14 protein-coding genes are annotated in these 21,064 nt (G+C 47.5%); 10 read left to right on the forward strand and 4 right to left on the reverse strand.

What is annotated here, in order from left to right:
* Positions 1-3: 3 nt before the first annotated feature.
* A complete protein-coding gene (locus QNJ26_06985) occupies positions 4-2,754 on the reverse strand; it encodes a 2-oxoglutarate dehydrogenase E1 component (GenBank protein ID MDJ0985271.1) in 2,751 nt (916 codons plus the stop codon).
* 224 nt (positions 2,755-2,978) lie between these two features.
* On the opposite strand from QNJ26_06985, the gene QNJ26_06990 reads away from it, so the two are divergent.
* From QNJ26_06990 to QNJ26_07035, 10 genes are all read left to right on the forward strand, one after another.
* Positions 2,979-4,454 (forward strand): HDOD domain-containing protein, encoded by a 1,476-nt coding sequence (locus QNJ26_06990; GenBank protein MDJ0985272.1) that lies wholly within the window; start codon positions 2,979-2,981, stop codon positions 4,452-4,454.
* A gap of 259 nt (positions 4,455-4,713) precedes the next feature.
* The gene (locus QNJ26_06995; protein MDJ0985273.1) at positions 4,714-5,802 is read left to right on the forward strand and encodes an efflux RND transporter periplasmic adaptor subunit; all 1,089 of its coding nucleotides are present in this window, start codon (positions 4,714-4,716) and stop codon (positions 5,800-5,802) included.
* Positions 5,803-6,064: 262 nt separating this feature from the next.
* A complete protein-coding gene (locus QNJ26_07000; GenBank protein ID MDJ0985274.1) occupies positions 6,065-9,172 on the forward strand; it encodes an efflux RND transporter permease subunit in 3,108 nt (1,035 codons plus the stop codon).
* 247 nt (positions 9,173-9,419) lie between these two features.
* Positions 9,420-10,415 (forward strand): tryptophan--tRNA ligase, encoded by a 996-nt coding sequence (trpS, locus tag QNJ26_07005; protein ID MDJ0985275.1) that lies wholly within the window; start codon positions 9,420-9,422, stop codon positions 10,413-10,415.
* A 269-nt stretch (positions 10,416-10,684) separates the two neighbouring features.
* Positions 10,685-10,942 (forward strand): hypothetical protein, encoded by a 258-nt coding sequence (locus QNJ26_07010; protein ID MDJ0985276.1) that lies wholly within the window; start codon positions 10,685-10,687, stop codon positions 10,940-10,942.
* A 20-nt stretch (positions 10,943-10,962) separates the two neighbouring features.
* Positions 10,963-12,357, forward strand: a complete 1,395-nt coding sequence (locus QNJ26_07015) for a class II fumarate hydratase (protein MDJ0985277.1) — start codon at positions 10,963-10,965, stop codon at positions 12,355-12,357.
* Between the two features lie 368 nt (positions 12,358-12,725).
* Positions 12,726-12,932: a hypothetical protein gene (locus tag QNJ26_07020; GenBank protein ID MDJ0985278.1), complete on the forward strand. Its 207-nt coding sequence runs from the start codon at positions 12,726-12,728 to the stop codon at positions 12,930-12,932.
* A 170-nt stretch (positions 12,933-13,102) separates the two neighbouring features.
* Positions 13,103-14,050, forward strand: coding sequence for a UbiA family prenyltransferase (locus tag QNJ26_07025; GenBank protein MDJ0985279.1), 948 nt, complete (start codon positions 13,103-13,105; stop codon positions 14,048-14,050).
* Positions 14,051-14,075: 25 nt separating this feature from the next.
* Positions 14,076-14,789 carry a cytochrome b5 domain-containing protein gene (locus QNJ26_07030; protein ID MDJ0985280.1) on the forward strand — a complete coding sequence of 238 codons (714 nt, stop codon included), beginning with the start codon at positions 14,076-14,078 and terminating at the stop codon, positions 14,787-14,789.
* Positions 14,790-15,477: 688 nt separating this feature from the next.
* Positions 15,478-16,287: a cytidylate kinase-like family protein gene (locus QNJ26_07035; GenBank protein ID MDJ0985281.1), complete on the forward strand. Its 810-nt coding sequence runs from the start codon at positions 15,478-15,480 to the stop codon at positions 16,285-16,287.
* Positions 16,288-16,382: 95 nt separating this feature from the next.
* Here QNJ26_07035 and QNJ26_07040 read toward each other — a convergent pair whose 3' ends face one another.
* From QNJ26_07040 to QNJ26_07050, 3 genes are all read right to left on the reverse strand, one after another.
* On the reverse strand, positions 16,383-17,033 hold the full coding sequence (locus QNJ26_07040; GenBank protein MDJ0985282.1) for a class I SAM-dependent methyltransferase: 651 nt from the start codon (positions 17,031-17,033) through the stop codon (positions 16,383-16,385).
* Between the two features lie 30 nt (positions 17,034-17,063).
* The gene (ubiE, locus tag QNJ26_07045) at positions 17,064-17,858 is read right to left on the reverse strand and encodes a bifunctional demethylmenaquinone methyltransferase/2-methoxy-6-polyprenyl-1,4-benzoquinol methylase UbiE (GenBank protein ID MDJ0985283.1); all 795 of its coding nucleotides are present in this window, start codon (positions 17,856-17,858) and stop codon (positions 17,064-17,066) included.
* 780 nt (positions 17,859-18,638) lie between these two features.
* The gene (locus tag QNJ26_07050) at positions 18,639-21,050 is read right to left on the reverse strand and encodes a serine protein kinase PrkA (GenBank protein MDJ0985284.1); all 2,412 of its coding nucleotides are present in this window, start codon (positions 21,048-21,050) and stop codon (positions 18,639-18,641) included.
* Positions 21,051-21,064 lie beyond the last annotated feature (14 nt).

The following is a 21,064-nucleotide window of genomic DNA, read 5'->3' on the forward strand; positions in this document are numbered from 1 at the left end:
AAACTATCCGGCCACGGCTTTGCCTTTACCCTTGCGGATGGTCGGCGGGCCTAAAGCCTGCGCAACGATCGCCTGTTGTTCCAATTTGGCAAGGCTAGGAAAGCCCGAAGCCGGGCTGGAAGACGCTTTTCTGCCGATATATGTGAATGATTTTTCGGTAACAGCGTTCAGGCGCGGTTGTACAAATTGCCATCCCCCCATATTTTGCGGTTCTTCCTGTACCCAGAACCATTTTTTGGCCTGACGATATTTTTGGAATATCTTTTTGAGCTGCGATTCGGGAAACGGATAGAATTGTTCCAGCCGCACGATGGCAACCTCAGTTTTGCCCATCTCTTTGCGGTTTTGAAACAGCTCGTAAAAGATCTTACCGCTGCAGACCAACACCGTTGATGCCTGTTTAGATCCTGCGGGATCATCTAAAACTGGCATAAAATGTCCGCCAGACAGGTCTTCAATAGTTGATACCGCCAGTGGGTGTCGTAACAAGCTCTTGGGTGTCATGACAATATGGGGTTTGCGAAAGGGCGCTTTGACCTGACGACGCAACAAGTGGAAATATTGCGCCGGTGTGGTCGGGTTGCTCACCTGGATGTTGTCGCCGGCACACAACTGTAAAAAACGCTCAAGCCGTGCACTGGAATGCTCGGGGCCCATGCCCTCATAGCCATGGGGCAGCAGTAACGTCAGGCCGCTGAGCCGCTGCCACTTGGTTTCACCGCTGGCAATAAACAGATCAATAACGGACTGGGCATTATTGACAAAGTCACCAAACTGCGCTTCCCACATCACCAGGCTGTTGGGTTTGGCCAAAGAATAGCCGTATTCAAAACCAAGCACTCCGGCCTCAGATAAAAGGCTGTCATAAACATCAAAGCGGGCCTGTTCGGTATCGATTGAATTTAAGGGGTGGTAGGGTGTTTCATTCTGGATATCAATCAAAGTGCTGTGACGCTGGCTAAAGGTGCCGCGCCCGCTATCCTGGCCGCTGAGACGTACAGCGAAGCCTTCTATGAGCAAAGACGCAAACGCCAGCGACTCGGCATTGGCCCAATCAATACCCTCGCCTTGCTCAACCGATTCTAAGCGCTTTTTAAGCAGCCGTTGCAATTTGGGGTTGAGGTTAAAGGCTTCCGGTACCGTATTTATTTTTTGGGCCAGCGAGATCAGGGCGTCTTTATCGACTCCAGTAGGAATGGTCTCATCGGTATAAGTGGCACTGATGCCTTCCCATTGTTCAAAAAAACGGGAATCGGGAAACGGGCATTCACTGCCGTGAACGGTCTCATAAGCCTGGTCCAAGCGGCTGTTGATTTCCGTTGTGAGCTTATCGAGATCTTCGGGTTTGGCAATGCCCTCGGCAATTAGCTGCTCGGCATAAAGCTGGTGTAAAGAGGGGCGCTGTCGGATACGGTCATACATACCGGGCTGGGTAAAATAAGGTTCATCGCCCTCATTATGTCCATAGCGGCGATAGCAGACCAGATCGATGACCACATCTTTGGCAAACTCGCGGCGGTAATCCGCGGCCAGCTGCATGACATGCACCACCGCTTCGGGATTTTCGCCGTGCACATGAAAGATGGGGACCATCAGCATTTTTGCGATGTCGGTGGAATATCGAGTGGAGCGTGCATTTTCGGGAAGGGTGGTGTAACCAATCTGATTGTTGATGATGATGTGAATCGTGCCGCCGGTTTTATAGCCTTGCAGCTGCGACATATTCAAGGTTTCAGCAACGATGCCCTGTCCCGCAAAGGCGGCGTCGCCATGCATTAACAGGGGCAGAACCTGAGCGCCGCTGCTGTCGCCGGTCAGATCCTGGCGGGCACGGGCAAATCCCTCAACCACGGGGTTAACCGCTTCGAGATGACTCGGATTGTTCATTAAAAACATGCGCAGCTGTTGACCGCTGGCGGTTTTAAGGTCGGCCAGGTAACCATTGTGGTACTTCACATCGCCGGCACCGACGAGTTCTTCGGGGTTATAGCAGCTTTCAAACTCGCTGAGGATATCTTCATAGGGCCTCTGGAGGATGTTGGCCTGAACATTTAGTCGGCCGCGGTGCGCCATGCCGAGAATGATCTCTTTACCGCCGAATTCAGCCACATGCTGAATTAAAAAATCCAGGGCGGCAATCAAGGCTTCACCCCCTTCAAGGGAAAAACGGGTGACGCCGATATATTTTTTATTTAAAAAATGTTCAAACAAAGTCGCTTGGGTCAGATTGTTTAAAATGCGCTGTTTGGCATCCGCCTCCAAACGGGGCTGGTTGCGATCCGGTTCCATGCGGTTCAAAAGCCAGCGTCGCTCCGATGGGTCCTGCAGGTGCATGAATTCCACACCAATGGAGTGACAATAGGTCTCTTTGAGCGCCTGAATAATATCTTTCAGGGGTGCATGTCCGGCCGTGGTGAAACGGCGGGTAAAAAAGTCGCGCTCCAAATCCTCCGGGCTTAGGTTAAAGGCCTCCAGATCCAACAGAGGATGCGAGGTCGGGCAGGCTGCCAGCGGATCAAGACAGGCCAGCAGATGGCCCAGATCGCGGTACCCATAAATCAACGATTCGACTCGTGATTGCCGCAACAGCTGTTCTTCCTCAAAGCCCTCACCGGCTTGAGGGATTCCGGAAGCCGCCAGTTCAAATCCTTCAAAAAAAAAGCGCCAGTCCTTGGAAACGCTGGCGGGGTCCGTTTTCCACCGTTTATATTGTGCCTCAATATACTCGGCATTCCAGGCGGCACTTAGCTCCATTGTGAATTTACCTTTTTTAATTCAAAATGAGGGTCAACAACCAAACTTTACATGGCGATCATAAGAGAAAGCCCTATACCTGTCAATTTTTATTTGGCCGGCTGGCAACTATGCTATCTTATGGATATTTCATCTATAAAATGCTATGCTATATGTATAGTTGTATTGATTCTATAGCTATTTTTCTAAATTGCAAGCAATACGATTTGTTAAAGGAATATTTGATGACATCATTTGCATTACCTCGATCTGAATCCGAATTTAAAGAATGGATTCTGGAGCTGGTCAACACCCTTTTGACGATTATGGAAGAAAAAGATGGATCTCTTAAAAAACACTCCAAACGCGTAGCCGATAACAGCGCTAATTTTTGTGAGCAATACAAGCTGCTGCCGGAAAATGAAAATTTTGATCTCTATCTTGCCGGTTTGCTGCATGATTTTGGGATGGTTTTTTTCCCGAATACGCTCTTATTAAGTGATCCTAATGATCGAAGCGATGAGGAAAAAGTTCAGATGCGAAAACACCCGGTGGTGGCTGAAACCATTCTTTCCAATATGAGCTCCCTTAAAGGTATATTGCCTTTTATTCGGCACCATCATGAATCCATTGACGGCAGCGGCTATCCCGACGGCCTGAGCGGCGAAGATATCCCGCTCGGGGGGCGCATTCTTTGTCTGTTCAATGAACTGGATACCATGATTTACCCGTATTCAAAGGAGCCGGCTGCCAGCACCTCTGATGCGCTTGCTGCCATAAAAAATGACGCCGGCAAACACTTTGACCCTGAACTGATCGAGCAATTCGCTGAGTTTGTCGAAGCCACGTCCGCTCAATCCGATGATTTTCTGCTGAAAAAAGAAACAGCCTCCATTAAGCAGATTTTTACCAAAATCATTCAGGATTTCAATTCGGGCAAAATTTTGCCGCCGGTAATGCCGCAGGTCGTCAAAGAGGTAAAGGGGGTTATCCAACAGCCCAATTCAACGGCAGATCATGTTGCGGCTGTTATCGAGAAAGATCCGGTGATATCGTTGCGCTTGATATCGGTTGCCAACAGCCCGATCTATCGCGGTATTCACAAAATCAGAAATTTAAAGGAAGCCATCCCCCGCCTGGGGCTAAAAGAAACGCTAAACCTTGTCATTGCCATTGCCAACAAAAGCCTCTACGAGACCGATCGGGCCCAATTCAGAATTCTAATGGATAAACTATGGGTGCATTCACTCGCATCAGCTTACGGTGCCAAACTCATCGCCGAACACCTGAAACTGGATGATCCGGAAAATTATTTCCTGATGGGTCTGGTGCATGATGTTGGCAAGTGTTTGCTGCTGCAGGCATTTACCAACATTTCCAAAACCAGAAAAATCAACTTCGATGTTATCCAGGCCAATATCCAACAGGGTCATTTGAGTATCGGTGGCGTCTTGTTGCGTCGCTGGGGTTTTGATGATATTGTCGTAAAAGTTGTTACCCGGCACGAAAACCTTGCGCCGAAACCGGAAACCGAAAAAGAGCTTCTGGTGGTGCATGTGATCAACCTGCTGACCCGCAATATCGGTTACAGTCTCTTTGACGAAGAAGTGGATCTTGAGGAGCTGGAATCTGCTAAAATTCTGGGAATTGAGCCGGAAGCACTCGAAGCAATTGGTGCTGAGATTAAATTGATTATCCAGGATGTTGCCCACCTATTCTAAAAGCTATCTCAAAAATGCATCTAATCCGCCGGAGGCGGACCTTTGGACGTGATCCACTATTTTTGGATAGTTTTTGAAAAACATTCAACTCCTCACTTGAAGCTAAAGTCTTCTTTGAATTAACCTATCTACTTGTCATACCTGTAAATATCCTTATTTTAGTCCAATTACAACCAGCCCATTTAATTGACTTTTGGCTAATTTTGATGGTAATCCTACTCGTAAACCCGCACATTCAATCAGCAGCTTGGAGGCATGCATGTTCACCAGATTAAAACGAGTTTTGTGCGTTTTGATTTTAAGCGGATTGTTATTAAACTTCTGTATTACGGCTCTTTGGGGTCAGGACAAACCAAAAGGTCCGCCTCCTGCTGTCGTTAGTGTCGCACCGGTAAAAACCGGTGAAGTTAGCCCTCAAACAGAATTTATCGGAACCGTATTTTATGAAGAGGTGTCCGATGTCGCCTCTGAGGTGAGCGGACGGGTGGAAGAGGTGCGCTTTGAGGAGGGCCAGCATATCAAAAAGAATCAAGTTCTCATCAAACTGGGTGCGGATATTCTACAAAAGCGGCTTTTGGGAACATCGGCATCTTACGAACAGGTTTTAATTGAGCTTGAAATTGCACGTATTGAGCTCAAGCGCATGGAAAAGCTCTATAAAACCAAATCGATATCTGAACAATCTTATGACGAAGACCGTTTTGAGGTTAAAGGAATTGAAAAGCGGGCGGACTCCCTGAAGGCAGAGGTAGAGCGCATTGAAATTGAGCTGCAGAAAAAAGTGATTCGGGCTCCGTTTGACGGGGTTGTCATCAAACGCCATGTAGACCGCGGGGAATGGCTTGCAGAAGGGGCGACGGTGGCTGTATTGGCCAAAGATGATGTGGTCGATATTGTGGCCGATGTTTCTGAAAAATTTATTCCTTATGTTCAAGTTGGGATGCCGGTCCAAGCGACCATCAACGGCAAGGAGATAACGGGATCGGTTATAGCAATTGTGCCCCGCGGAGATGTGGCTACCCGCACGTTTCCAGTCAAAATTCGAACACCGAACACACTGGCGCTCATAGAAGGCATGTCGGCCAGAGTGGTGCTGCCGGTTGGTCAGCCCCGCAAAGCGCTGGTGGTTCCCAGGGATGCGGTCATAACCGTATTTGGTCAAGTTGTCGTCTATGCGGTTAAAGAATCCAAAGCCCAGATGATCCCGGTAAAGGTTATCGGCTATCAAGGTTTGGTTGCCGGCATAGAAGGTGCGGGTCTGGCCGAAGGTATGCAGGTGGTGGTCAAGGGCAATGAGCGGTTACGCAACGGTCAAATGGTCTCCACTTCTTTGTATGAAAATAAATGAGAATATTTTCTGTATGATTAAATCGGAAAATAATTCTTTTAAATTCTCATTTATTTTCACCCCGCGGGCGAGCCGTGGGCTTCCATAGGTCCGCCTCAGGCGGATTATTCAAGGCGAAGCATAGTTCACTATAGCTTCGCCCTTAACTGCCGTGCCTATGGAAGCCTCCGACTTGGACAAAGATGTGTACCTAATGTATTGTCTTTTCAAAATTCATCTGACTCTAATGTCAAATAACGGATAATAATTAACGGTAGTGTCTATGAATGCTGTTAGATTCTCCATCGAAAAACCGGTTACCGTGATCGTGGGTGTGATTCTCATCGTCTTGTTTGGCATCATCGGTCTAATAAGGATGCCATATCAATTAAGCCCCACCGTGATCGAACCGGAAATCAGCGTCACCACCACTTGGACCGGTGCCACGCCTTACGAAGTTGAGCGGGAAATTATCGAAGAGCAGGAAAAAGTATTAAAGGGCATCCCAGGGCTGGTGGAAATGGAAAGCGAATCATTTAATTCCCGTGGCAGCGTGACGCTGAGGTTCAGCCTCGGGACTGATCCGGATGATGCCCTGCTGCGGGTTTCAAACAAGCTCAACGAGGTCCCTTCTTATCCGGAAAATGTCGATAAACCCGTTATCACCGCTACTGGTGCCGCTACCTCACCAGTGATCTGGATGGTGCTAAAGACGACGGGTGATAATCAACAGTCGCCCTATCAGTATCGGACCTATTTTGAGAACAATATTCGTCAATATATAGAGCGTACCGCCGGTGTCGCCGATCTTTTTATCGGCGGCGGCACTGAAAAAGAGATGCATATCATTGTTCAACCGGAAAAACTGGCGGCTTTCGGGCTGACCATATCCGAGCTGATCGATATTTTGCGTGCTGAAAATATTAACATTTCCGCCGGCATTATGGGGGTGGGGCGGCGGGATTACCGCATCCGGGCCACGGGTGAATTTCGATCACCCGCAGATATCAAATCCATTGTGATTCGCTCCACCGGCCAGCAGCGTATTCGGGTATCGGATCTGGCGACAGTTGAATTCGGTTATGAAAAATTGACCACCGCCATGTTGCACCTGGGTCAAGAAGGGATTGCCATCGGGGTCAAGCCGGAGCCGGGCGCCAATATCCTGGATTTATCCGACCGTCTGGAAGCAGTGGTCGAGCGTTTGAATACTGAAAAACTGGCACCCGACAGCATCAAGCTCGATTGGGTGTATGATCAGCGGCCCTACATTCGGGGCGCCATCAATCTGGTGCGTCAAAATATCCTTATCGGTGGAACCCTGGCCATCATTGTATTATTGCTTTTTCTAAGAAGCATCATCTCTACGGTTATCGTGGCCACAGCCATTCCGATCAGCATCATCGGAACCTTTACGTTTATGCATGTGATGGGGCGCAGTTTGAATGTGGTCAGCCTGGCCGGCATCGCGTTTGCCGTCGGTATGCTGATCGACAGTGCCATTGTGGTGCTTGAAAACATCGACCGCCATCGCAATATGGGAAAACGTGCTTTTGAGGCCGCCTATGATGGGACCCGTGAAGTCTGGGGCGCTATTTTAGCCTCCACCCTGACGACCATCGCCGTGTTCTTACCGGTCATCTTCATGGAGGAAGAAGCCGGCCAGCTGTTTCGCGATATTGCCATCGCCGTCACTTTTGCCGTTGGGCTGAGCCTTTTTGTTTCTGTTTCGGTGATACCGATGTTTGCGCGCCAGCTTTATGAGTTGACCCGCAAACCGATGAAATCCCGTTCCACAAAAGAATTGCTGTCTGGCGGAGGCTCGCGCCTGATTGACGGGTTGATGTCGCTGGTCAAGTGGGTCACCCACAACTGGATCACCCGAATCGCTACAGTAATCATTTTCAGCCTGGTCTCGATTTTCGGTTCCATGATGTTGCTTCCCAAAGCGGAGTATCTGCCGCACGGCAACCGCAATCTGGTAATTAGCCTGTTGATTCCGCCACCGGGTCTGTCATTTGACGAGCGCAAGGCCATCGGGGAATATATTTATCGGGTCAATGCGCCCTATATCGGCAAAGACCACAATGGATTTCCGGGCATTAAAAATATGTTTTACGTGGGCGCTGAGCAAATCATGCTATTTGGTGCCATCAGTACCCATGAACAGCGCGCCGGCGAATTGCTGCCGTTGTTCACGCGCACCATTTTTTCCATTCCCGGTATGTTCGGAGTCAGCACCCAGGCGGGTGTCTTTCAAACTTCCCTGGGACGCGGCCGGACCATCGAGGTCAACATTAGCGGCGATGATCTCAATCGAATCGTCCAGGTGGCCGGGGCCATGTTTGGCGCTATCATGAAAGAAATTCCCGGTTCACAGATACGACCGGTGCCGTCGCTGGAGCTGCTGTTTCCCGAGGCGCGCCTGGTGCCGCTGCGCGATCGTCTTAAAGCGGTTGACATGACGGCCAGGGATTTCGGTGTTGCCTTAGATGTCCTTATGGACGGCAGGGATATCGGGAATTTCAAAGAAGAAGGCCAGAAAAAAATCGACCTGATTTTAAAAGCGTCCGAAGAAGACATTCACTCGCCGGAAAAACTGTATCACTCTATGATCGCCATTCCCGGTGGGCGCGTTGTCCCAATTTCATCCCTTGCCAAGCTGGAGCGAACCACCGGAATCACCCAGATCCGTCATCTTGAACGCCAGCGTACCATTACGTTGCAGGTGACCCCGCCGTTTTCCATTCCGTTGCAGGAAGCCATGGAAACCATTACCACCCGGATTATTCAGCCGATGAACGGACAGAACATGTTGCGCGGCACCGATGTTCGACAAAGCGGTGTGGCGGACAAGTTAACCGACGCACGTCAAACCCTGCAGTGGGATTTTATCCTGGCGGCGATCATCGCCTATTTGCTGATGTCCGCTCTGTTCGGGAATTTTGTTTATCCGCTGATCATTATGTTTACCCTGCCGCTGGCGGCGGTCGGCGGGCTTTTGGGGCTGAAACTGGTTAACTGGCTTGTTGCGCCCCAGCCCTTTGATATTCTCACCATGCTGGGGTTTATCATTCTTGTCGGTGTGGTGGTCAACAATGCCATCTTGATTGTCCACCAGGCCTTAAACAACGTGCGTCTCAACGGTATGACGTATCAAGAAGCGGTCCTGATGTCCACGCGCACCCGCTTGAGACCAATCTACATGAGTGCGGCCACTTCCATTTTCGGCATGCTGCCGCTGGTGTTGGTGCCCGGTCCGGGATCGGAGTTTTACAGAGGACTGGGCAGCGTGGTTTTAGGCGGTCTGGCCATTTCAACGATCTTCACCATATTTGTCATCCCGGCCTTGCTGATGTTTGCCATTAAGATGGAACGACCCACAGCATGATGATCAATTTTTACTTTAGCCTTTGTCACCCCTCTTTTACCTTAAATCCTTATTCCTTTCCTGAAATGTGTCTAAGGTTGAGGAATTCTGCCCTTTTTATTATTGCTCACGCGAAGCCGCCATTCATTTTAACTCGCATTAGGCAATCTATATGATTTTTTTTGAGCCGAAGCAACCTTGTCAACCGCTCTTTCAGCATTAAATTTAATATCTTGGACTATATATTGACGGTTTAAAGAGGTGCAGGGTGAACAATATTGCCTTAAGCGGCATCAAGCCAACCGGAACACTGCATATCGGCAACTATTTAGGGATGATCAAGCCGGCCTTTGACCTGATTGAAAATTATCAAACCTTATATTTTGTGGCCGATTATCATGCCCTGACCACCGTCAAAGACAAAGCAACCTTGAATCAGCATGTCTATGACGTTGCTGCTACCTTGTTGGCTTTGGGGCTGGATCCCCGCAAGGTCATTTTCTTTCGCCAGTCCGATATCCCGCAGATTTATGAATTTACCTGGATTTTAAGCTGTTTTGCCGCCAAAGGATTGCTCAATCGGGCACACGCCTATAAAGCAGCGGTCGCTGCCAATCTTAACGCTGGGAAACAGTCCGATGCGGATATTAATACCGGTTTGTTTAATTATCCGGTTTTGATGGCGGCTGATATCCTAATCTACGGCGCGAATTGGGTGCCTGTGGGCCAGGATCAACGTCAACATGTAGAAATTGCAAGAGATATTGCAGATGCTGTTAACAGCATCTGTGGGAATGTGTTGACCTTGCCGGAAGCCTTGATACAGGAAACAGTGATGACCATACCGGGTATTGACGGCCGCAAAATGAGCAAAAATTACGATAACACCATCCCCATCTTTGCCGATGACACATTCCTGCGCAAACAGGTGATGCGAATTGTTACAGATTCCAAACACCCGGAAGATCCCAAAAGTCCGGATGAATGCAATGTGTTTGGCATCTATAAACACTTTGCCGCTGAGGATACCATCGCGTCCCGGCGCAAGGCCTATCACGAAGGGGGATTGGCGTACAGTGACATCAAACAGGAGCTGTATGAGCTGCTCAGCGAGTTTTTTGGCCGACACCGGGACACCTACCATAAGCTGCTGGCGGATAAACCTCATCTGGATGCTATTTTGAAACAAGGTGCTGAAAAAGCACGCGCGATAGCCGAACCCATGCTTGACCGAGTGCGTCGGGCCATTGGTATAAGGCGCTAATCAAAATTAGGTGTCAGGTGTCAGGTTTCAGTTCAAAAATATAGGTTAAGAGTTCAAATTTCAGCGTTGCGTGTTACGCGTTTCGAGTTTTGCGGTTTGAGCAGCCAGCGGCCAAAGAAATGAAATGATAAATTTTGAACCAATCGAGTTTATGCTGTTATTATTTTGAATTTAGTAAATGATGAATTATTTTATACATACGTGAAATTATTGCCTTGAATAAAAAGCTATTTCCTCGAATCTGAGGTTGTGATAAAAGGAGGCTGCTCATGATTACCAAAGAAGAACTTTGCCAAAAAATAATTGCCTTGTATCCAGATATTGGGCAATGCGGTATTGATGTCAACGTCGAATTTGATAAGGATCAAAATTCCTGGGTGGTGGATCTTAAAAAAGATAAGATTGAGCTGAAGACTTTCTTGGAAGAAGGGGATGCCGAAAAGTGCATGATCGGCGAGCAATGTGTCAGCCTCGGTATTGAAATCGCTCAGCTCAGGGCCAATATTGAGCGCATGCCGACCCGGTAAATCGTCTCCCCGCGCCATTGATGATGAAATATCGGAAAGAAAAAGACACCATGGGAACCGTCATGGTTCCGCAAGAAGCCTATTATGGGCCCCAAACCCAACGGGCGGTTGATAACTTTCCTATTGGTCGCTTAACCATTCCGGCTAACTTTATTCACGCCCTGGCTTTGGTTAAAAAGTGCGCCGCGCGGGCAAACAAAGAGCTGGGATTGTTAGATGCCAAGCTGGCCGACGCTATCGAAAGCGCCGCGCAAGAAGTCATCGACGGTCAGCTTGACGATCAATTTGTCATTAATGTCTTTCAGACCGGATCCGGTACTTCCACCAATATGAATATGAACGAAGTGGTAGCCTGCCGCGCCAATGAGATTTTAAGTGGTAAAAAGAGCGGCAAAACACCGGTCCATCCCAATGATCATGTCAATCTGGGCCAATCGAGCAACGATGTGATCCCGTCGGTGATCCATATCGCTGCCCTGCTATCCATCCGTGAGAATCTTATTCCCGCTCTTCAATCGCTTCAGAAATCGCTTGTGAAAAAAGCGCAAGCCTTTGCCAACATCCATAAAATTGGCCGAACACATTTACAGGATGCGGTTCCCATGGTACTGGGCCAGGAATTTTCCGGCTATGCCCGCCAGATCGAACTGGGGATTCAAAGATTAGCTGCGGCCGAAGACCGGCTTGGCGAGCTGGCTTTGGGTGGTACGGCGGTGGGCACCGGCGTCAATACCCATTCTGAATTTGCCAGCCGGGTTATTGCCCTGCTTTCTTCTGATACAAAGATTGTGTTTCAGGAAGCAGCCAATCATTTCGAAGCCCAGGCTGCCCAGGATGCCGCCGTAGAGACCAGTGGTGCTCTGAAAACCCTGGCAGTGAGCCTGACTAAAATCGCCAACGACATTCGTTGGCTGGCTTCGGGCCCGCGCTGCGGTATCGGTGAAATCAACCTGCCATCATTACAGCCGGGTTCATCCATCATGCCGGGTAAAGTCAACCCGGTGATACCCGAAGCCGTTATCCAGGTGGCGGCCCAGGTAATGGGCAATGATACCACTATTATGTTGGGCGGGCAGGGCGGTAATTTTGAACTTAACGTGATGCTGCCGGTAATCGCTTACAATCTGTTGCAATCCATTGAGCTGCTGGCGGCAGGGGCAAACGTGTTCACCCAAAAATGTATTGATGGCATCACAGCCAACGAAGAAGCCTGTGCAGGCTACATCGAGAAAAGTCTGGCGCTGGCAACGGGGCTGGTACCTAAGATTGGATATGATAAGGCTGCTGCGGTTTCAAAAAAAGCCTATGAGTCAGGTAAAACCGTACGGCAGGTTGTACTGGAAGATAATATTTTAACGGAAAAAGAATTTGACCGGTGGCTGCAGGGTCAATTCAAAACATTTGATGATGTTTGAATTTAGCTTGGCTATCGGCAATTAAAAATATATAAAAGCAAAGCTGGTCATGTCATTTTTTCTCCTGCTAAGCGGGATTTCACTTCTAAAATGTAAAAATTAATGTGTTCAACAAGCGCTATGATAAGCAAATTGCTTACGGCCCGATATTTCGGATTAAATACACGACCTTCCAAACGTAAAGGCGTGGATGCCAATCATCCCAAATATCGGTCCCCGATCAACTTCATTAATTAAAAAAAGCATAGCGCCTTTCAGAAAAAAACATGACCTTTTTACAGTGCGATTTAAAAGTAAACTGTTTGAAAAGGCTATCTCACAGAAACTGATAATAGGAGCTGTTGCGTTGAAAGAGAAGGAGGAAATACATGGCCCGAAAGTATTACAAGGTTAAAACTGCCTGTCCACAGTGTGGCTGCACCGAGCTGACAACACTCACACCTGAGGAAATCAAAGAAAAATACGGCGAGGTTGCCAATTTTGACATGGAATGCGGTGAATGCATGGAAAAATATACCGCTGATAGAAAGAGCGCCTGTCCGGAATGGGATGAAGACTGTAAGCTACAAGAATAAAGGCAAAAAAAACACTTCACCACTGAGGTCACGGTCTTCGACCCTGAGCTCAGACCGAAGGGAGCACGCAGAGAAAATTTTAAAAATTAATACTCCACACGGGATTGAATCTCTGTGCTCTCAGTGTTCTCTGTGGTAAAAAAACGCATTCCTATACAAGGAAAGAGTTAATGGCCGAAACCTCGTGCCAGTATGATTTTACCGGCTTTGAGCGCCTGAAGCTTTTTTGGGCGCTTTCCAGGACCCCCCATGGCTTGTTGGATATGTCCACTGCAGCGCTGGCATCACTGCTATGGCTGGGCCATTTCCCTTCATTTAGGATTATTGCCCTGGGGCTGATTACTGTTTTTGCCGGATATACGGCAGTGTATGCCCTCAATGACGTGGTAGGCTACCGTTCAGACAAAAAGAAGCTTCAACAGGGGAATCTGCGTGAGATCGAGGACTGCCATGATCTCGATGCCAAGCTTGTACGCCACCCAATGGCGCGCGGGCTGCTGAGTTTTAAAGAAGGGCTTGTCTGGTCGGTGGCCTGGTCGCTGCTGGCCCTTATTGGTGCCTACCTGTTAAATCCCGTTTGTGTATTGATTTTTGTTGGCGGTTGTGTTCTTGAAACGATCTACTGCTATATGTGGAATGTCAGCCCTTCGCGGACCATTGTCAGCGGGGTTGTCAAAGCCGCCGGCCCGATTGCAGCCGTATATGCGGTTGATCCGAATCCGGCGCTATCTTTTGTGCTCGTCCTATTTTTGTTGCTGTTTTTCTGGGAAGTCGGCGGCCAGAACGTTCCCAATGACTGGATCGATCTGGAAGAGGACGTGCGTTTCGGCGCCCGCACTATCCCCATTCGTTTTGGGCTTGAGCAGGCCAACACTATCATATTCGGCTCCATTATGCTGACATTGATCCTGTCGGGAGTATTGTTAACCTTGTCTCCGATCACTTTCGGGCTTCCGTTTATCATTGGCTTTGCGCTGGTGGGGTTTTATTTTTTATTGCTGCCGACCATCACATTATTTCGAACAGATGAAAGTTCTCATGCCATGATTTTGTTTAACAAAGCCAGTTATTACCCGCTGGCGATGCTGGTTGTTGTGGTTGTTAAGTTGCTCTTTTGATGAAGGAATTCTGAGGAGGTTTTTAATGCAGGAATTTGACCAGGCCGAACTTGAAAAATACGATGGCAAAGATGGGCGCCCCATTTATATTGCTTACAAGGGCAACGTCTATGATGTGACCAACAGCAAATTGTGGAAAAATGGCATGCATATGAAGCGCCATCATGCCGGCGAAGATTTAACGGCTGATATACAGGGGGCGCCGCATGAGCCCGATGTTTTAGAAAGATACCCCCAGGTGGGCACGCTGAAAGAAGAAGCAATTGCAGACGAACCTGAGATGCCCCGCTTTTTGGCCCGGCTGCTGGAAAAGCAGCCTTTCCTCAGACGGCATCCCCATCCGATGACGGTTCATTTTCCGATTGTTTTTACGTTTTCCACGTCGGTTTTTAACATTTTGTATTTGATGACCGGCATAAAGTCCCTGGAGGTCACTGCCCTGCATTGCCTGGCGGGCGGCATTTTGTTTACCGCTGTCGGCATTGCCACCGGCGTCTACACCTGGTGGTTGAATTACCTGGCCAAACCCATGCGACCCGTCAAAATCAAAATACCGCTGACCCTTTGCCTATTGGCCACCCAGATCATTCTGTTTGTCTGGCGCATCTCCGATCCGAATGTCCTCGATTCCATCCAGGGCGCCAGCATTTTGTATCTATTGCTCGTGCTGGCGATGATTCCGATGATTACGGTTATTGGGTGGTTTGGGGCTTCGATGACCTTCCCTGTCGAACACTAAAACTCGTTTCTGAGCACTCATCTTTTGGCCCAGGGCGGTGTTGTCCCGCGAATTGAAATACTCACGTACTTCGTGTACGCTCCCTTTTCAATTCACGGGACGCCGTGCCCTGAACCAAAACCTGGGCGCTCAGAAACGAGTTTATTATTTTTGAATAAGGTCAATTTTTGAAGCGGCCCACGGCCTTTTGAACACCTTAATTTATTAAAAATAAATGTGAAATCCCGCATTTTGCGGGAGCCCTCAAACAAGATCTAACGCCCTAAAAGCCGATTTAGTGTTTTTAGTAGAGACGTCGTTTATCCCTGTCCAGCATAATTTGGAACCTATTGTGACGCTTCGGTCGAAAACTGGAAATTTCCCCCATGCGCTTGAAGATTAAAAATAATAGGTGTATAATGTTTTTATGGATAAACGAACTGCCATAAATGTTGATCAATTCCACGATACGCTCCGCAAAAAGCACATCTTGTGCCACGAACATGGGCCACCCCCTGTAACGACCTGACTATTCACCTAGCTCCTGTAATTAAACAAGCACCGATTCAGCCAGTCTGAACTGGAAGTGGTTCGCTCTACTTTGACGGATCGCGCCTTTAACGATCCTGTTCGGTCTCCACCACAGCTTTGCGGTGCGTTGTCTATCATTAACCATCAACACCATTATTTGCAAACATAGGAGGAAGATATGGCCGTTATTACTATTTCAAGAGGATCTTACAGCCGTGGCAAAGAAATTGCCGAAAAAGTTGCTCAGAAGCTGGGTTACGAATGCATCTCAAGAGATCTGCTTCTGGAAGTGTCCAAGGAACACAATATACCCGAATTAAAGCTGGAGCATGCCATTCATGATGCACCCGGTATGCTCGAGCGCTTGAACCGCAAAGAAGAAAAATATATCGCTTACATCAAATCCGCACTTTTAGAGCACCTCAAAGTCGACAGCGTTGTCTATCACGGCCTTGCCGGCCATTTTTTTGTCAAAGACGTCCCGCACGCACTTAAGATAAGGGTCTTGTCGGATATGGAAGATCGGGTTCAGCTGGAAATGGAGCGCAAGAACATCGATGCCGAAGAAGCTCGCAGCATGCTTGAAAAAGACGATGAAGAGCGTCGCAAATGGAGCCGACGCCTTTACGGGATTGATACGGCTGATCCCAGTCTGTACGATCTGGTTGTCCACATCAAGCAACTAACGGTGGATGACGCCGTTGATTTGATTTGCGACACTGTCTCCAAGGAGCATTTCAAAACAACCCCTGAATCGCAGCGCCAGATCGAAGATCTGGCTTTGAGTGCCGCCATAAACAAGGCGCTTATAGACGTAGGACCGGACATCAGCGTCTGTGTTGACAATCAGACCGCTTATATTGACACTGAAGCGGCCATCTGCGCTGAGGAAAGTTTTGTAAAGGAAATCAGAGAAGTGGTTGAAACTTTCGAGGGCATATCGGATATCAAGATCGACTGCCATCCAATCGTTGCGCTGAGCGAATAAGGTAAACGGCAACGGTGTGCAAAATGAAAATTGCGCACCGTTGAAGTCAAACTGTCGGATAGCGGCATTCACAAAGCTTTGGCCATTCAACTGGTTCAGTCTAACACCACCTTGCAGGCATCCTCATGGCGGGCGCAGGAAATGGACTGGCTGTCGGCTTTAACGCCCACCCCCAAAATGCCCATGCTTTTGAGCTCAAAGCTGTGGGTTAGTGTTAAATTGACGTCTTGAAACGCGCGGCGCAGGTCCTGGCTATTGAAGCGATCTTTTTGCGGATGGACGAGAAGATGTTTGGTGATAAAGTTTTGATACAGACTGGGATAGTATTCTTCCATAAAATAGACGCCACCGTGTTTTAACACCCGGTTAACTTCAGCCAAGCCATCTCTCCAAGCAGGAACGTGGTGTAAAAATCCAAAGCCAAATACGGCATCCAGAGATTGATCTGCATAAGGTAGCCGGGTCGCATCACCAACACACAGGGAAATGCGGCAGCCGTTGTGACCATGTATACGGCGGCTTGCCTTTAGGATCATTTGCAGGTCCAAATCTAGAAGATATAGTCGGGTGGGTTGATACACCTTGCGGATTAGGTTGGCACCGACTCCCCGCCCGCAGCCCACTTCTAAAATGGTACTGCCGGTCTTCAAAGCGACTGTGCCTCTAAACCACTGCATCACTAGATTTTGCTTAATGTGTCTGACCGGACTGTTTACAAACCAGCGCTCTAATCTGTTCAGTTTCATTTTACGAATTTCAATATTGGGTTTTAATTATTATTTGACTGCCAGATGAATAACAGCGATTCCGTTGGTCAGACTGCGATATGTTACCTGTGAAAAACCAATTTTGGTGAGTAACGCTGCAAGTTCATCCGGCAGCGGAAACATACGAATAGACTCCGGCAAATGGGTATAGGCTTTGCGGTTTCCGGCAATCAATTGGCCCAGAAACGGCATGATATAAAACGAGTAAAAATCATAAAGCCAGCGAAATACAGGCCAGGTGGGTTTGGAAAACTCCAAGCACATGAGTTTCCCACCAGGCCTCAACACGCGGTACATTTCTTCAAATCCTTTTTCCATATTCGTCACATTGCGAATGCCAAAACCCACCATGGCGGTATCAAAATGGTGGTCAGGAAAAGAAATCGACTCGGCATTTCCCTGGATGTACCCCATCCGATCTTCAATATCGGTGCCAATCACTTTGTGGATGCCGGCCTGTATCATGGCCCGATTGAGGTCATAAATAACAACGCGACCGGCAGAACCGACTGCTCTGGCAGCCAAAATCGCCAGGTCGCCGGTGCCGCCGCAGACATCCAGGATGCGATTGCCAGGGGCCAAATTGATCATTCTGACAGCTGTGCGCTTCCAGGCGTAATGTATACCGAAACTTAACAGGGTGTTCATGAAATCATAGTGGCGGGCTACCGAGTTAAAATGCTGAATAACCCGATCGGTTTTAGCAGTAGCACTGATGCGCTCATAACCAAAATAAGCCTTATCGTCACTTTTTGACCTGTTTTTAATTTGTGTTTGGCGTTTTTTCTCTTCGAGCCATTCCATATTTTTTCCCATTCCATGAGAAAATATATACCTAATTTTCGGTAAAAATTGCCGAAATTAAGGATAACATAATCAGATTAACGTTAAAGTTCAACCTGAAGATTCGACTTTGGGTAATTGGGCCGTATGACCCAAGAATCATGGATTGATCATAATTCAAACGGCGAATGTGCTGATAGTCAATGATTTGACAGCCTTCGACCAATTACCAATGACTAGCCCGACTGAAATTTTGGCTAACGTTTCGCACTTATTCACGAAATGAAAAAGATTGTTTTTAATAGAAAATTTGGCATGAATTCTGCTTTTAGAAATAGGGTCATATCTATTGACTACGCTGCTTGCAACAATAGATTCAAGCTCCGTGGATGCGGTATTTTATGGCCGGAACAGGAGACATAGAGATGAGTTGTTCTGAAACCAACTATTGTAAAAAGGAAAAAATGTCCGTCTGTACCGCTGAAGATTCCAAACAACAGGAAAAATGTAGCTTTTTCGAAAAATCAAGCTACGAACATCGATGTATGTACTTCATCTTTGATGAGTATTGCGATTGTCTTAACGCGCAAATACATACGAAACGGTAAACGGTCAGATTAAAGCCAGGACAGATATTTCAACAGAGGTTCCCGGATGAGCCGCCTGGAGGCGAACCAGCAGGATCGCGGTTCCATGACGGTTAGATAGGGCAAAGGTACGAGGTTTTAAACCCCAAAATGACAGATTGGTTATTCTGGGTGCCCTTGCGGTGAGAAAATAACGCCCCCCTAAATTCCCCTTTTAAGCTTCGGCAAACTTCTTTGCCAGATCATTATCGATAACATAAATGCAGATTTCTTTGGCACCCTGTTGGGTATATTTGCATTTTTCACATAAATTATTAATCAGATAGGTGACATCGTCTCTGATGCGCTTGTCATAGGTTTTAAAATCTTCGTGATCGTAATCTTTGATGGCCCGCCGAAAGTTTTCGTTTTTAAGAAAAGGATCCAGCACTTTTTCCTTCAAATTGTGCACATAACGATCATGCATTGACTGGTATATCTTGGTTTCTGAGATTGGAACACCCTCTACCATGATTTCCTGGGTAAGTGTTTTGGAGGTATATTCCTTCTGGGTCTCATCTCGAAACGTTTTGCGTTGATTACGATCAGCCTTGGGTCCCAGCAATTTTTTCTCGATGCTTTCCAGAAATTCTTCTGTAATTTCAAGCTTTTCATTGGTGTAGGTGCAGGTCTCAATTGAACCGATCTCAAAATTAATGGCAAACAGATAGTTTTGGATCTCCCTGGCAATCTGTTCTTCATTATAGTAGTAGAGCGATTCCTTGACCTCTTGCAGGATGGTGTAATCATACATGCGCAGCAGGGAATCCAAAAACCCACCGGGGATCAAATCTCTGATTTCCTTGCGGGCTTTGGTAAAAAAATTGCACAGATCTGACATATTGATGAGCTTATCTTCTTTGGCATAGGTCGAGTAAAATCGATTAAAAATGTTGATGGAATCACGACCAGAGATACCTTTTTCACCTTCGGTTTCAGATTCGGCAATAATTTTACGCCGTTTCTTGGCGGTCAGTCGCTTGCGGTCCTTTTGCAACAACCAGGTGGGTATATATCCGGTATAGATTTCCATTTTTAGCAGCTGTAAATTTTCATCACAAAAAAGACGATAGCGTGCGGGGTCTTTGATCCAATTCAACATGGCGTCTGATTTGGTATTCAAACGGGTGGAGATAATAACTCTGGCAAAATTGTGCAGCACCCGCGGCAGGAAACGTTCATCAATATGCCGGCCAAAAATATTACGATAAATCTCCACTTCGGTGGAAAGATCCATTACATACGGTATTTTGATATATTCAACCCGGTCCAAAAACGATTGAAATCCCTGGATATTTTTTTCATCTTCTGGATTCATCACCGCCAGCAGCAGGGAGTTGACATTTTCTTCAATATCTTCCACCTTGTGGACTCCCTCACTGATGATATTGTGCAACTCGATTAAGCGCTCGGTATTGTGGGATTTGATGTCCATGAGGGCATAAATCCCGTTATTGGTCTTGGCGTATTGTGAAAAAATGTATTTGACCAGATTGCTATCCCTGAGAAAATTGTTGATGCGCCGCTGGAGCATCATATTGCTAAGCACATTTTGTTTCATGGGGTGGTCTCCGGGATTAAACACACTGATGCCTTCACCCAAGCGGCGGCTGAAGCGATAGGGTCGCGCATACAGCATTTCAAATACCCGTTGAGGGCTCTTTAACCGGCTTAAAAGAGCTTCGTACAATGAACTGCAGATCGTACAGGGCTGATCTCTAAACACCCAATCATATTCTTTTTCGGTGGATAGCTGCCATTTAAATTTGTCGTTTTTAAATAAATCATCAAAAAATTCGCGGCGATAATGCTTGGGAATCATTAGCAGAGGATTGTCATGGCTGGGGCAGGGGATCTCAACAAAATCCTCATCAATATAGGGGGTGTCGGAACCATTGAGCAACTCCTCTGCATCGGTGGATGAATTGAGCAGCCTTTTGCCACCAGCGGAAGGGTTCAGATCCGCATCTGTGTTTTCCAGCAGGCCGGAAAGCTGTTTGAGAATGGGATGGGCCTCATAATCTTTATATTGGCCGAAGGTGTTGCGGTCAAAGCGCCAGACCGTCTCATATCGAAAGCCGGATTCGGTATTGGCGTACTCTTCAAACTTGGTGAGCATGTTATTCAAGAAGGTACTTTTACCGCAGCCTGGCGGCCCTTTAAAGATATAGATCTTGTTTTGCTGGGTGCCGCGCTTGAGCGATTCCACTAGGTTCACCAGGCGGTTGGCAAAAAGACGATCGGCAAAAAATGGGTTGTCAGTTCCTTCTACGAACAGTTTGCTGCAATCATAATAGGCAAAGTTGATGGATTCTGGGTCATCGGGGTATTCATCAACACCTTCACCAACATAGGCCTTCATCATATCGTGAAACACCTGAAAAATATTACGTGTCACGGTTTTGGGCTGGTTAACCAGCTCATTGAGAAAGACCTCAAAGGAAATCGAGGTGCGCTGCTCCTGGGTACTCATATTCTGGTTAAGATTGAGCATCGCTTTTTTGATACTATCTTCAGCGCCAATATCAGCTTTGGCTTCCTTTTCCCCTTTTTTTAAGGCTTTGATGGCTTTTTTTACTTTGCCCATGAGGTCTTCTCTCC

Source organism: Desulfobacterales bacterium (assembly GCA_030066985.1).
In the GTDB taxonomy this organism is placed as follows: domain Bacteria; phylum Desulfobacterota; class Desulfobacteria; order Desulfobacterales; family JAHEIW01; genus JAHEIW01.